Source organism: Dolichospermum sp. FACHB-1091, from assembly GCF_014697585.1.
Classification (GTDB): domain Bacteria; phylum Cyanobacteriota; class Cyanobacteriia; order Cyanobacteriales; family Nostocaceae; genus Dolichospermum.
Genome location: NZ_JACJSB010000019.1, coordinates 1 through 12,254, shown reverse-complemented (window position 1 = coordinate 12,254; position 12,254 = coordinate 1). Strand labels below are relative to the sequence as shown.

General features: G+C 38.8%; 15 protein-coding genes and 3 pseudogenes. 11 read left to right on the top strand and 7 right to left on the bottom strand.

All coding sequences use genetic code 11. The annotated features are described in order from the left end of the window. Positions 1–11: 11 nt before the first annotated feature. Positions 12–143 (top strand): hypothetical protein, encoded by a 132-nt coding sequence (locus tag H6G25_RS21555; RefSeq protein WP_277881753.1) that lies wholly within the window; start codon positions 12–14, stop codon positions 141–143. A gap of 4 nt (positions 144–147) precedes the next feature. On the opposite strand, the gene H6G25_RS13320 is transcribed toward H6G25_RS21555, so the two are convergent. After that, positions 148–471, bottom strand: a complete 324-nt coding sequence (locus tag H6G25_RS13320; protein ID WP_137907684.1) for a DUF1825 family protein — start codon at positions 469–471, stop codon at positions 148–150. A 196-nt stretch (positions 472–667) separates the two neighbouring features. On the opposite strand from H6G25_RS13320, the gene H6G25_RS13315 reads away from it, so the two are divergent. Next, on the top strand, positions 668–1,039 hold the full coding sequence (locus H6G25_RS13315; protein WP_190392885.1) for an NINE protein: 372 nt from the start codon (positions 668–670) through the stop codon (positions 1,037–1,039). 162 nt (positions 1,040–1,201) lie between these two features. On the opposite strand, the gene H6G25_RS13310 is transcribed toward H6G25_RS13315, so the two are convergent. From H6G25_RS13310 to cofG, 5 genes are all read right to left on the bottom strand, one after another. Next, complete coding sequence (locus H6G25_RS13310) at positions 1,202–1,693, bottom strand: YajQ family cyclic di-GMP-binding protein (protein ID WP_190392884.1); 492 nt, start codon at positions 1,691–1,693, stop codon at positions 1,202–1,204. A 138-nt stretch (positions 1,694–1,831) separates the two neighbouring features. Continuing rightward, on the bottom strand, positions 1,832–2,248 hold the full coding sequence (locus H6G25_RS13305; protein WP_190392883.1) for an MAPEG family protein: 417 nt from the start codon (positions 2,246–2,248) through the stop codon (positions 1,832–1,834). A 140-nt stretch (positions 2,249–2,388) separates the two neighbouring features. Beyond that, positions 2,389–2,892 (bottom strand): DNA recombination-mediator protein A, encoded by a 504-nt coding sequence (locus tag H6G25_RS13300; RefSeq protein ID WP_190392882.1) that lies wholly within the window; start codon positions 2,890–2,892, stop codon positions 2,389–2,391. A gap of 101 nt (positions 2,893–2,993) precedes the next feature. Beyond that, entirely contained in the window at positions 2,994–3,833 is an 840-nt protein-coding gene (locus tag H6G25_RS13295; RefSeq protein ID WP_190392881.1) for an HpsJ family protein, read from the bottom strand. 121 nt (positions 3,834–3,954) lie between these two features. Continuing rightward, positions 3,955–4,935, bottom strand: a complete 981-nt coding sequence (cofG, locus tag H6G25_RS13290; RefSeq protein ID WP_190392880.1) for a 7,8-didemethyl-8-hydroxy-5-deazariboflavin synthase subunit CofG — start codon at positions 4,933–4,935, stop codon at positions 3,955–3,957. Positions 4,936–5,353: 418 nt separating this feature from the next. On the opposite strand from cofG, the pseudogene H6G25_RS21220 reads away from it, so the two are divergent. The 8 genes and pseudogenes from H6G25_RS21220 to H6G25_RS13255 form a co-directional block, all read left to right on the top strand. Next, a pseudogene (locus H6G25_RS21220) lies at positions 5,354–6,076 on the top strand (condensation domain-containing protein); the annotation flags it as partial. Further along, positions 6,056–6,928, top strand: coding sequence for an AMP-binding protein (locus H6G25_RS13280; RefSeq protein WP_277881755.1), 873 nt, complete (start codon positions 6,056–6,058; stop codon positions 6,926–6,928). The pseudogene H6G25_RS21220 and the gene H6G25_RS13280, both read left to right, overlap by 21 nt. Before the next feature lie 56 nt (positions 6,929–6,984). Continuing rightward, positions 6,985–7,155, top strand: a complete 171-nt coding sequence (locus tag H6G25_RS13275; protein ID WP_190392877.1) for a hypothetical protein — start codon at positions 6,985–6,987, stop codon at positions 7,153–7,155. Between the two features lie 79 nt (positions 7,156–7,234). Next, on the top strand, positions 7,235–9,400 hold the full coding sequence (gene pabB / locus H6G25_RS13270) for an aminodeoxychorismate synthase component I (RefSeq protein WP_190392876.1): 2,166 nt from the start codon (positions 7,235–7,237) through the stop codon (positions 9,398–9,400). 392 nt (positions 9,401–9,792) lie between these two features. After that, positions 9,793–9,921: a hypothetical protein gene (locus H6G25_RS21550; RefSeq protein ID WP_277881752.1), complete on the top strand. Its 129-nt coding sequence runs from the start codon at positions 9,793–9,795 to the stop codon at positions 9,919–9,921. Between the two features lie 104 nt (positions 9,922–10,025). Next, positions 10,026–10,388 (top strand): aminotransferase class IV, encoded by a 363-nt coding sequence (locus H6G25_RS13265; protein WP_347239188.1) that lies wholly within the window; start codon positions 10,026–10,028, stop codon positions 10,386–10,388. A 204-nt stretch (positions 10,389–10,592) separates the two neighbouring features. Next, complete coding sequence (locus tag H6G25_RS13260; RefSeq protein ID WP_190392874.1) at positions 10,593–10,820, top strand: hypothetical protein; 228 nt, start codon at positions 10,593–10,595, stop codon at positions 10,818–10,820. Positions 10,821–10,872: 52 nt separating this feature from the next. Then, positions 10,873–11,064 (top strand): hypothetical protein, encoded by a 192-nt coding sequence (locus H6G25_RS13255; RefSeq protein ID WP_242034957.1) that lies wholly within the window; start codon positions 10,873–10,875, stop codon positions 11,062–11,064. Here H6G25_RS13255 and H6G25_RS21215 read toward each other — a convergent pair. Next, positions 11,024–11,493 (bottom strand): annotated as a pseudogene (locus H6G25_RS21215) (7,8-didemethyl-8-hydroxy-5-deazariboflavin synthase subunit CofG); the annotation flags it as partial. The gene H6G25_RS13255 and the pseudogene H6G25_RS21215 overlap by 41 nt on opposite strands. A gap of 321 nt (positions 11,494–11,814) precedes the next feature. Here H6G25_RS21215 and H6G25_RS13250 point away from each other — a divergent pair. After that, positions 11,815–12,254, top strand: a pseudogene (locus tag H6G25_RS13250) (photosystem II q(b) protein); the annotation flags it as partial.

Here is a 12,254-nt window from a genome sequence, read left to right as displayed (position 1 = left end):
ACAGTTGACAGTTGACAGGTGACAGTGGTGATGGGAAATTATTGTTACCTATTACCTATTACCCATTACCTATTACCTATTACCTATTACCCATTACCCATTACCTATTACCCATTACCCATTACCTATTACCCATTACCTAAATGGTCATTTTGTTTTTTCCAAATCCGCTTTCATCCTTTCTAATGTGACATTCATTTGCTCAAACATTTGTTGTGGAGTTACACCAAACTGACCTAATTGAGTTTTTAGTTGCTGTATAGTCATTTGGGCCATGAAATCCTCTGATAGCTCGAAACGCTTCATAAAGACGCGATATCTGTCCATCATAGATTCCATTTGCTCAATAAACAATTTCTTACCCTCGCGGTCAAATTTACCGTAGCTGTTGCCAAGTTGAATTAGTGCTTGATAGTCTTCAAACAACTGCTTGGCCTCTTGCTGCACTATTTCCGAGTCGAAGAATCCCATTTTCCTTTAATTTATATGATTACTCTTAGTCCAGTAGCTTGAAATTTTGCCTCTACATCTCATTTTAGTGTAGAAAACTGATATATAAAAACTACGTCGGTTAAAGTAGGGTTTTTTACCCAAATTTCACTACTTGTTTTCTGAGCTTTTTAGACAACTTGACAAATTATCCCACAAATTATGTTAGGATGGAACAATGTTAAACACGGGAAAAAACCGCATTATTGCTGCTACTTTAGCTTTTTCTGGTACAATTACGATTCCAGGTTTACATAAATTCTACTTGGGACAGCCAATTTGGGGAATAGTGTATGTTATATTATCTTGGACACCTATTCCCAGAGTAGCCAGTGCTATTGAGTTTATTTGGTATTTAACTCAAGATCAGTCCACTTTTGATCGTTATTTTAATGTCGGTATAAGCCGAGCCAAGGTATCACCACTGGGGAATAATCAAGTAGAATCAGTAGCTAATGCTTTGAGGGAATTAGACGCGCTTCGTCAAGAAGGATTAATTTCTGAGTATGAGTTTGAGCAGAAACGCCGTCGGATGTTAGATCACATTTAGGTAGTAGCGTATCCTTTAGGGAAGCCGTAAGCTCTATAAGCCCTAATTAGGGCTTGCTAAATAAAGCTAAAACCGTTTATTGACTGTTGATTGTTCCCTACCCTCACAGACAAATTTTCCAGCAAACCCTAATTGATAATTGACAATTATCAATTATATTTTCTAACGGTAATTTGTAAATTGTAAGGCAACGGGGAAATCTTCTTGTTTAAGACGTTGAATAACAAGTTGTAAATCATCTTTTGATTTGGCTGTCACACGCACAGCGTCACCTTGAATTGATGCTTGAACTTTCTTAATTTCCTCTCGAATCAACTTGGAAATTTGTTTGGCAATTTCTTGGTTGATACCTTTTTTCAGAGTAATTTCTTGCCTAACACGGTTGCCGCTGGCAGATTCGATTTTACCAAATTCAAAGATTTTTTGGGAAAGATTACGCTTGGCGGCTTTTTCCCGCAGAATGGTATGGACAGATTCTAAAGTAAAGTCACTGTCAGTACCAATAGTAATTTTTTCTTCGCTTAATTCGACTGTGGTTTGAGTGTCTTTAAGATCATAACGGCTTTTAACATCTCTGATGACTTGATCAATAGTATTAACTAATTCTTGTCTATCAAAGTCACTGACAATATCAAAGGAAAAAGTAGAAGCCATAAATAAAATTGGTAATTGGTAATGGGGAAGAGGGAACAGGGAACTCTTAACAGGGAACAGGGAACTCTTAACAGGGAACTCTTAACAGGGAACAGGGAAGATTAAAAATAAATATTTTCCTTATTCCCTTTTACCTAATTATTTAATTTGCATGAGACTGAGGTAAAACAGAGTTCCAGAACTAAAAGAAGCAACACCAAACATGAGTGATCTCAACAAAGGTATATTGGCAATATAGAAAATAGAGTATAGCAAACGAGCAATGATAAACATTATCGCTGCATTCCCCCCTTGGGGAGAATTCACTCCAGTAACATAAGCCATTAAAGCTGCCGCTGCAAAAACCATAAATCCTTCAAAAGAGTTTTCATGGGCCCATGTTGCCCGTTGGGCATAGGGAGGTAGCTTGTCAAACATGGCGCGTGGAGCAGAAAGATCATATCCTATCTGCACTCTAGCAAAAGCTACTAATAAATAGGGTACATAAATGAGAATAGCCGCGACGACAATAGAGGATAAAAAAATAGCAGGTACTGGTAATAGAGATAGAGACATTAAATTAATTTACAGGGTAATTGGTTTGACATTGATCATTTATTGTCAATGGATAAAGGGTAATTTAGTCAACTCATTACCCTTTATCCAATGATAATTTCCCATCCCTATCATTAGCTTTGCGGAGATTGGGGTTCACGCTAGTCAAAGTAGAAAAGCGTTACCACTTTTCGCTGTTCTTCTGCATCGCTACAAGTTTGTAGGAGGGTGCGACTATCGTGAAATGCAAAGCAGATTAGTTGTTGACAACGAGAGACGATTTCCTTGTTACACAAGTAACTCGCCTCAGCTAGAGACAGGTTATCATTGCTGGGGTTTTCTACCAGGTGCATTACTTCTTCTAATTGCTGGCGTGATTCTTGGGGTTGGCGCTCCAAGCTTTGGGGTAGAATTACCGTGAGTAAGTTGGGATCAGCCCGTGTTGCGCCCCGTATGGCCGCAGAGTTTGTGCCTGTAGCACCAGAAGTAATGATCCGGTTCCCCGATAGAATTAGGGCATAAGTCATCATTTCAATGAGGTGCTGATGGGTAATTGGCACATGACGAGAACCTAACAAAGCAATCCGCTTAGAACCTGTTTGCTGGATGGTTGCTAGTTCTTGGGCTAATGTATCGAGGTTGATAGTTTCTATTGACTGACTCAAAGATGAAAATCATGAGATTAAACAACCCAGATATTCTACCAAACAGCGTGTAGATGGCAAACTAACTAGAGTTACATATTGCTACAATTTATTTTTTAGACTCATTTGCTCCGTCCGGAACTACTTTTGGAAACACCCATACCTCTTAATCCTCTCCAGCCGATGACGATGTAACCAATTGACAACAATAAACTATTAATACCAGTTCGTAATTCTTTCCAGGCATCTGCCTGGGTTTTTTGCAACTGTTGTTCTTTTTGACTGTTAATTTGGTCTATTCTCTGGTTTGCTAGTTGTTGAGGGTCTGTTTGCTGGGCAATAAAATTATCCAGAGCTTGGGGATTTGCTTTATACTTTTTGAGTAAATCCTTCTGCGCCGTGGGTAATTGGTTATTATTAATTGCCTGAGTATACTTCTGCTCATCTTTAACCAGTTCATTTAGCTGGGTCTTGAGTTGCTCTTTTAATGCAGCACGTTGTTTCTCTACAGACGCTTTTACCTGATCATTACTAAGTTGATTTTGTATTTGTGCTAATTGACCTTTAACTTGGTTTTCTAACTGTTCTGCTTCTTGGTTAATTCGTGTTAACCCCTGTTCCTTGATTTGATTGACGTTAACCAGGTACAAGGGAAAAATCAACAAAAACATCAGTCCCAACAAACTAGAAAGTATAAAAATTGGCAACTTTAGACTAAGAGACGAGAAGTCACCACTTTCACGAGTTCTATCAACATAGAATGCAGTTAGAATTGCTCCCAGACCAAGCAATGGTAAAAAACCCTGCTCTACAAGACTCCTACACAGGTTAATTTGCCAGAGTTTATCTGTAATTTCCAAAGGAAATAATAAAAATAGAAACCCTGTAACAAAAGACAATATACAGATTACACCTATTAACTTCAGAGAGAAAGACGTATGAGAGGATATACTAGCGGACATATTGGTTGATAGTGTAAATACATTAAATTATTTAGCATATTTTCTATGTCACTTTTACTATGTTGTTCGAGAGAATCCGCAAAAGTTGCATTTTTTTTTGACGTTGCTGAATTGGGGCAGGTTACTGAGCTTGTGGAAGTTTAAATCTTCTCTGCCATTGTTGTACCTTTTGTAGTAAACCTGCATCCAACGAATGATCAAACTGGGGATACACTGGTAAGCGCGGTACTAATTCCCAGCCGCCAGGCTCTAAAATATTCCTAAGTTCCTGTTCTTGTAAATGAGGATAATCAGGATTAACTTCATCCTTGGGACTTATTCCCCCTAAATCCCTGGCCCCTGCGGCTAGACAAGCAAGTAACCAATTTTCATCTTTAACTAAATTAGGGGGAATCTGAATTGTAATGTCTGCTGGTAAAATTTCCCGCGCTTTGGCGATGACTTCTGGTAATTTATGGGGGTTAAATGGTGGTGCGTCCAAAGTTTGGACTGTTCCGGGGCTGTGGGGTTGAAGAATCACCTCTTGAATGTGATGGTAAAGTTTATGAGACTCAGAAATAGCCGCTAAGGTTTCCCACCAGTCTGACTCAGTTTCTCCTATTCCTAAAAGTAAACCGGTTGTAAAGGGGATTTTTAGCTCTCCTGCCCATTGTAACTGTTGCGATCGCACTTCTGGCAATTTACTCGGTGCATGACGATGAACTGTATTTAATAGTTTTGGTGTCAACTGTTCCAGCATTAACCCCATGGAGACATTAACACTTTTGAGTTTTTGCATTTCAGTCCAACTCAATGGACCGACATTGGTATGGGGTAAAAATCCCATTTCTAGTGCTAATAAACACAAATCATAAATACGCTCAAACCAAGGTTCACGCCTTGCTGAATCAGGATGTACCTCGCCACTGAGGATGAGTATTTCACAGACGTTTTCATTTTTTAGTTGTGACAAAATTTCTTGAGCTACCTCTAGAGTCAACCAAGGACTTTTAGCCGGTTCGCTGCGGAAATTACAGTATGTACAACGGTTAAAACATTCATAAGTGGGAACAATAGTATAAGCAGGGCTGTAAGTAACAATATTCTGACTAGATAGAGACATATTAGGAGTTGCGGCTAAAACACAGCTAATTTACAGACTTTGGCGGGCAAGATGCCCACCCCACAAGATTTAGACCCCTGATTAGCAAAAAGATTAATCCCTGAAAGGCTGACTATATATAGTTTATAGCCCTAAAGATCACTTGGCTGAAAAAAATTTTAACAAATATTACGAAAACCCCTTTACAAAAAGTCATCTGTGATAGGATAGGTAAAAATTATTTTTTTTAACATACATCCTTCCCCTTTTTCTTCCTGGAAGTGATTTTATCGCTTTATGGACACATAGCGAGCGATAGCTTTATTTTTCGTAGGTATTGCTTTTCACCATAACTAGCAACTTGGGTTAGTAGGTTTCTTTCCTTCTGGGTCTTTACCCCATCTTTATTAATTAGAAATTAAGGCTACTTTCTTGTTCTATTTGCTTCCTCTATCTACTGACTTATTTTTTTATCTCCCCCCTCTTTTTCCGAGTACACTTTATCAAGTTAGATGAAGAATTGCTTTCCAGGCTGAGAAAGTTGTCAGAATTAGAAAAAACCAGCCTGTATATAATTTTCCTGGCTGCATTTTTTATCCTATTTTACCGCTTATCAGGACAAGAAGACATCCTAGTAGGTTGTCCAGTTGCAGGTCGGTCAGGTAAAAAGGAACTTTAAAGTATTGTTGGCTACTTTACATACCCGATAGTATTACGTGCAAATCTAGGGGAAAATCCCACCTTCAGAGATTTTATTGCTCAAATACGTCGCACAGTTTCTGAGGGTAAGAAGCATGAAGATTATCCCTTTCCCCTATTAGTAAAACAGCTTATTCATGAAAGAGATTCTAGTCGTCCTCCTCTGTTTCAAGTTTCTTTAACTTGGCAAGAGCATCGCTGGTATGATAATAGCCAAAAGTCATCTTTAGTGATGTCGCCCTTCTTAATAGAAGGACATCAACGAGGAGCAGCATTTGATAGAGATTTGGCGATTATTAAAACTGGTAGTGAGTTTAATTTTTGCTGGCAATACAACACTGATCTGTTTAATATTTCCACTGTAGAACGAATAGCAGGAAATTATCAAACCTTGCTAGAAAGTATTTTAATTAATCCACAGCAACCTATTTCCCAATTACCATTGTTAACAGAAATTGAGCAATATCAATTATTATTTGATTGGAATAATACTAAAAAAGAATATCCATTAGATAAATGTATCCATCAATTATTTGAAGAACAGGTAATCAAAACACCCGACGCTATAGCGGTAGAGTTGGAAGGGGAAAAATTAACTTATCAGGAATTAAATCAACGGGCAAATCAACTAGCAAATTATCTGCAAAAACTGGGTGTAAATCCAGAGGTTTTAGTAGGAATTTGTGTAGAGCGATCGCTGTTAATGGTAGTAGGATTATTAGGGATTCTCAAAGCTGGTGGTGCGTATGTTGCTTTAGATCCAGCTTATCCAGCCGAGCGTTTAGCTTATATCTTAGATGATTCTCAGGCAAAAGTGGTACTAACTCAACAGCAGTTAGTGAACTTGAACTCCATACCGAATACTGACTTACAAGTAATTTGTTTAGATACAGATTGGGAATTAATCAGCACTCAAAGCGATAAAAACCCACAAACTCAAGTTAAAGCCAATAATTTAGCCTATGTAATTTATACCTCTGGCTCCACAGGAAAGCCGAAAGGAGTAATGATTGAACATCGGTCTTTAGTGAACTTTACCCAAACCGTAAGAGATAAATATGGGATGAACAATAGAGACAGAGTTCTTCAAGCAGCATCTATTAGTTTTGACGCAGCCGCAGAAGAAATGTATCCCTGTCTAGTCTCTGGTGCAACCTTAGTGCTACGAACTGCCGAAATGTTGGATTCTATAGCCACATTTATCCAGAAGTGCTGGGAATGGAAATTAACAGTATTAATGGTGGGAACAAATGCTGCAAATTCTGTCAGATCAAAAAAACAACAGAATTATTTTTTGCTACGTTTAATTTTGTAAATTTCCATAATACCAAAACTCTGGACAAGCATACTAGCTTAAAGGTACAAAGAAAAATGATTTATGACAAGTTTAACTTTCCTTTAAATTATGCTATTTCCATGGAATCATTATCAGGAAATGTCAGCATTTATGTAGAATACGATCAGACATATTTTAGTTACAAAGATATTCAATTAATGCTGCAAAATCATGTTGAAATCTTAAAAGATAGAGTTTATGGATAAAAATTGCTGGAAACCTATCAAACTTTTGTATGTAGTTGGGCTTTAGCCCTTTTGACGAGTTAATTAAGAGGATTTAAACATGAAAACCCTGATTATTGACAACTACGATTCTTATACTTTTAACCTTTACCAATTGATTGCAGAAGTCAATGGAGAGTATCCCACTGTGATTTGTAACGATCAAGTTATATGGGATGAACTCAAACAGTGGGAATTTGATAACATCGTGATTTCACCAGGTCCTGGTCGTCCAGAGAAATCAAAAGATTTTGGGATCTGTCGTCAAATGATTCAAAACGCCCAAGTACCACTTCTAGGGGTCTGCTTGGGACATCAGGGGATAGGGTTTGGCTATGGAGGAAAAGTTATTCACGCCCCTGAAGTTCGACATGGTCGGCTCAGTGAGGTTTATCATACTGCTACTGATTTGTTTGGGGGAATACCTTCTCCTTTTTCTGTGGTGCGCTATCATTCTTTGCTGGTTGCAGATGACCTACCGGACTGTTTAGAAAAAATAGCGTGGACAGAGGACAACCTGATCATGGGAATGCGCCATCGCTCTTTACCAATGTGGGGTGTACAGTTTCATCCAGAGTCAATTTGTACTGAGTATGGACATACTTTGTTTGAGAATTTTAAAGAGATTACCCAAAAACTTGCCCAAGAACGAGATAAAAGCCCGAAAAAACATTATTGGACAGGAAATAACGGGAATGGAACTTTACCCACAAATTCTACTAAGAAAAAACAGCAACAGGAATTTGAACTTTGTACGCGCAAATTGAATTTGTGTCCCGATACAGAACAGATGTTTGTACATTTGTTTAGTAAATCAGCCAGTGCATTTTGGTTAGATAGCAGTCGGGTTGAACCTGGTCTTTCTCGCTTTTCCTTCATGGGAGATAACAGTGGTGAAAACAGTCTCCTAATTCATTATCGGACGCAAGGGCAGGAACTGACAATTACACATTCCGATACTGTCAGTTTCAAAACAGAGGGGATTTTTGATTATCTTCAGCGGGAAATTGAACGGCGACATTGCCCATCTGATGATTTACCTTTTAATTTCAATTGTGGGTTTGTCGGTTATTTTGGATATGAATTAAAGGCAGAATGTGGAGGGAAATTGAATCACTCTTCTACCTTACCTGATGCCATATTTTTGTTAGCAGATCGGATGATTGCAATTGATCACCAAGAGCAAACTATCTATCTACTTTGTCTAATTCAGCCGGGACAAACAGCCTCCGCAGAAAACTGGTTTGCAGCGATAAAACACCAAATTAATCATCTTCCCCCGCTGTCGTCTGTTGTTCCTAAGAAGAAAGAAACACCTATTATTTTTCGATTAAGCAGATCCGAAAATACTTATCTTGATGATATTAAAAAATGTTTGCAAGAAATTCATGAAGGAGAAACTTATCAAGTTTGTTTAACAAACCAGATTCACACAGACACAACCGCAGATCCTCTGGAATTCTATCGTTCATTACGTCGGATCAATCCTGCTCCTTATGCGGCATTTTTGCGCTTTGGTGATGTGGGAATTGCCTGTTCGTCTCCAGAGCGATTTCTGCAAATTGATCGCCAAGGTTGGGTGGAAACAAAACCCATCAAGGGAACTCTACCACGAGGAAAAACACCTGAAGAAGATTTTATTCTACGCGATCGCTTGCAAAATAGCGAAAAAGATCGAGCGGAGAATCTGATGATTGTGGATTTACTTAGAAATGATCTGGGACGGGTTTGTGCTGTGGGTACTGTTCATGTTCCCAAATTAATGGCTGTGGAAACCTACGCTACAGTACATCAATTGGTGACAACAATTCGTGGTCAATTACGCGCTAATATGAGTGCCGTAGACTGCATTCGTAACGCCTTTCCTGGGGGTTCTATGACGGGCGCACCTAAGATTAGAACCCTGGAAATTATTGATAAATTAGAGCAAGAAGCGCGGGGAGTTTACTCTGGGTCTATTGGCTTTTTAGGATTAAATGGTTCAGCCGATTTGAATATTGTTATTCGTACTGCTGTGATCACGGCCGAACAAACTTCCATTGGTGTTGGTGGTGGTATTGTAGCACTTTCTGATCCCCAGATGGAGTTTGAAGAAATCATGCTGAAATCTAAAGCATTGATTCATGCAATGATGATTACAAATCGTGGAGTTGTTGATCCCGATCAATACTCTATCCAGGGAATAAAAACAACAACTTCTGATGGCTATGAAAAAGTAGGTGTATAAGTAATGAATAAACAACTAATTTTTGCAACTCTTGGACCTGTTGGAACTTGCCATGAACTAGCGACTCAATATAAGATTGAGTTTCAAGAAGTGGCTAATGCCAAAATAGAGTTGATGAAAAAAAAGCAATTTTACAGCCATTTCAGGAGGTCTATATCGCAGGTTCTAATGTTCCTCATGGTTCTACAATTCTTTCTCAAGAAACCGTGATAGGAGTGGAAATAAAGTACCGAATAGGATCATCTCAAATAGATAAAAATACAGGTTTTCCTTGTAATTTCGGCATTTGTTAATGGTTTAAAATAGCCGTTTTAGAAATTCCCGCACACGAAAAATTACCCACTTATGCAAGTACCAAAAACGAAATTGGTATTATTATTAATGAGCAAATCATGATGAAAGTAGGTGAAGAAGAAAAACTTTTAGAATATGGTAGCATTTACCATGCTCCCCCAGGTATTTCCCATAGTGGGTATAACACTTCAGAGCAAAGGATTTCTTTAGTTAAGGTTTCACTATAGATACCCAACTTCTAAGAAAATTGATGCTGATAAATGAGAAGATTGGTAAGAAAATTTGGGAATCTGAAAATGAGTGGATTGGAAGGTTTTAGAGCAGAAAAAGTATTGATGGAGTCACAAGGCGTTTGGTGATTGATTTTGCCAATCAACTGAGTATTCCTGTAAAAGAAGTACCTCTACCTTTGGGAGAATTAATGGTGGCAGATGAAGTATTTGTTAGCGGAACTTATCACGAAATCTGTCCTGTTTCTGCGGTAGGTGGACAGGTTCTGGGTAGCCAATTTCCCAGACCTGTTACCCAAATGCGGCAAGAGCGTTCTGTGGAAACCTATTCTCATCAACAGGGAATTTCTACCATAGAAGTTTGTTTACCAACCCATGACTTTCCTAGCTTTTCTAACACCCACCATTTTTATCAAAAGAGTGGCTTTCTAGATTTTGGACTGCAAATGCTCAAGAGAATTTAAACTTTGCCATAATTTATCTTCTCAATAAAATATCAACGCAGTTGTAGGGTGCGTTAGGGAACGCACCAAAATGGTAGCAGTGAATATCAATTAAATTAGTAAGGAGAAGTATGAGTAATTTGTCCCTGGAGGTGATCTTACAAAGAGAAATGCCAGGAGCATCTCCTATCATTTCTTGATTTTTTAGCTCATTGGAATGGAGCATTGGTAGGAGAAGATTTACTATTTGATTATCCTTTTGTTGACCAAGGAATTACAGCAGATACTCCTCTATTTGCCGGAGTCTACGACTTGTCTCGTGAAGGGACTAGAACTGCGATCGCCGCCGCACAGAAAATCGTTAATGGTGCTTCTTTATCCTATGCTTTGTGTAGACCTCCTAACCAACCAGGACCAGCATGGTTGGTTAGGAGGATATTGCTTTTAAAATAATGCAGTTGCGGCTGTAGTTACACTTCTAGAATCTGGGATAAGTCCGGTAGGATTGATTGACATTGACTTTCATTTTGGTAATGGTTCTGCAGCTTTATTAGCATCACGACCAGATGTTTGGTTCGGTTCTATTCACAGTTCCACAATCCTTAGTTATCCTTACAAAGAAGTTCAACCAGCTAATGATAGTCAAACTTTCATTCCTTTTGAATGTGATGGTAAAGTTTATGTGACTCAGAAATAGCTACTAAGGTTTCCCGCCAGTCTGACTCAGTTTCTCCTATTCCTAATAGCAAACCCGTTGTAAAGGGGATTTTTAGCTCTCCTGCCCATTTTAACTGTTGCGATCGCACTTCCGGCAATTTACTGGGCGCCTGACGATTAACTGTATTTAATAGTGGCGTTGCTGAATTGGGGTATGATATTTATTTATTAGGGTTCACGCCTTGCTGAATCAGGATGTACCCCGCCACTGAGGATGAGTATTTCACAGACGTTTTCATTTTTTAGTTGTGACAAAATTTCTTGAGCTGCCTCTAGAGTCAACCAAGGACTTTTAGCCGGTTCGCTGCGGAAATTACAGTATGTACAAAGGTTAAAGCATTCATAAGTGGGAACAAACAATAGTATAAGCAGGGCTGTAAGTAAAAATATTCTGACTAGATAGAGACATATATAGTAGGAGTTGCAGCTAAAACACAGCTAATTTATAGACTTTGGCGGGCAAGATGCCCACCCCACAAGGTTTAGACCCCTATTATGCAGTTTAGGTGGTCAGGAAAAAGTAAAAAGTTCAAACCCCTGATTAGCAAAAAGATTAATCCCCGAAAGGCTGACTATATATAGTTTATAGCTCTAAAGATCACTTGGCTGAAAAAAATATTAAAAAATATTACGAAAACCCCTTTACAAATCGAAACATAAAGGTTAATATAAATTCATAAGGTAGAAACACCTACCAAAACATACATAACTCAAACGCCATTATAAACACATGACCACAACACTACAGCAGCGCCAAAGCGCTAACGTATGGGATCGCTTTTGCGAGTGGATTACCAGCACAGATAACCGCCTATACATCGGTTGGTTCGGAGTATTAATGATCCCTACTCTCTTGAGTGCGATCGCTTGCTTTACTATCGCTTTCATTGCAGCACCTCCCGTTGACATTGACGGTATCCGTGAGCCAGTTGCAGGTTCTTTACTATACGGAAATAACATTATTTCCGGTGCAGTAGTTCCTTCCTCTAACGCTATCGGTTTACACTTCTACCCAATTTGGGAAGCAGCTTCTTTAGATGAGTGGTTGTATAACGGTGGTCCTTACCAGTTAGTAGTATTCCACTTCTTGATCGGCGTATTCTGCTACCTCGGTCGTGAATGGGAACTTTCTTACCGCTTGGGAATGCGTCCTTGGATTTGCCTAGCTTT

Excerpts from the sequence above, each read along its gene's own strand:
- H6G25_RS13320 (WP_137907684.1), bottom strand. The coding sequence starts at position 471 with ATGGGATTCTTCGACTCGGAAATAGTGCAGCAAGAGGCCAAGCAGTTG.
- H6G25_RS13315 (WP_190392885.1), top strand. The coding sequence starts at position 668 with ATGTTAAACACGGGAAAAAACCGCATTATTGCTGCTACTTTAGCTTTT.
- H6G25_RS13310 (WP_190392884.1), bottom strand. The coding sequence starts at position 1,693 with ATGGCTTCTACTTTTTCCTTTGATATTGTCAGTGACTTTGATAGACAA.
- H6G25_RS13305 (WP_190392883.1), bottom strand. The coding sequence starts at position 2,248 with ATGTCTCTATCTCTATTACCAGTACCTGCTATTTTTTTATCCTCTATT.
- H6G25_RS13295 (WP_190392881.1), bottom strand. The coding sequence starts at position 3,833 with ATGTCCGCTAGTATATCCTCTCATACGTCTTTCTCTCTGAAGTTAATA.
- cofG (WP_190392880.1), bottom strand. The coding sequence starts at position 4,935 with ATGTCTCTATCTAGTCAGAATATTGTTACTTACAGCCCTGCTTATACT.
- H6G25_RS13275 (WP_190392877.1), top strand. The coding sequence starts at position 6,985 with ATGATTTATGACAAGTTTAACTTTCCTTTAAATTATGCTATTTCCATG.
- pabB (WP_190392876.1), top strand. The coding sequence starts at position 7,235 with ATGAAAACCCTGATTATTGACAACTACGATTCTTATACTTTTAACCTT.
- H6G25_RS21550 (WP_277881752.1), top strand. The coding sequence starts at position 9,793 with ATGATGAAAGTAGGTGAAGAAGAAAAACTTTTAGAATATGGTAGCATT.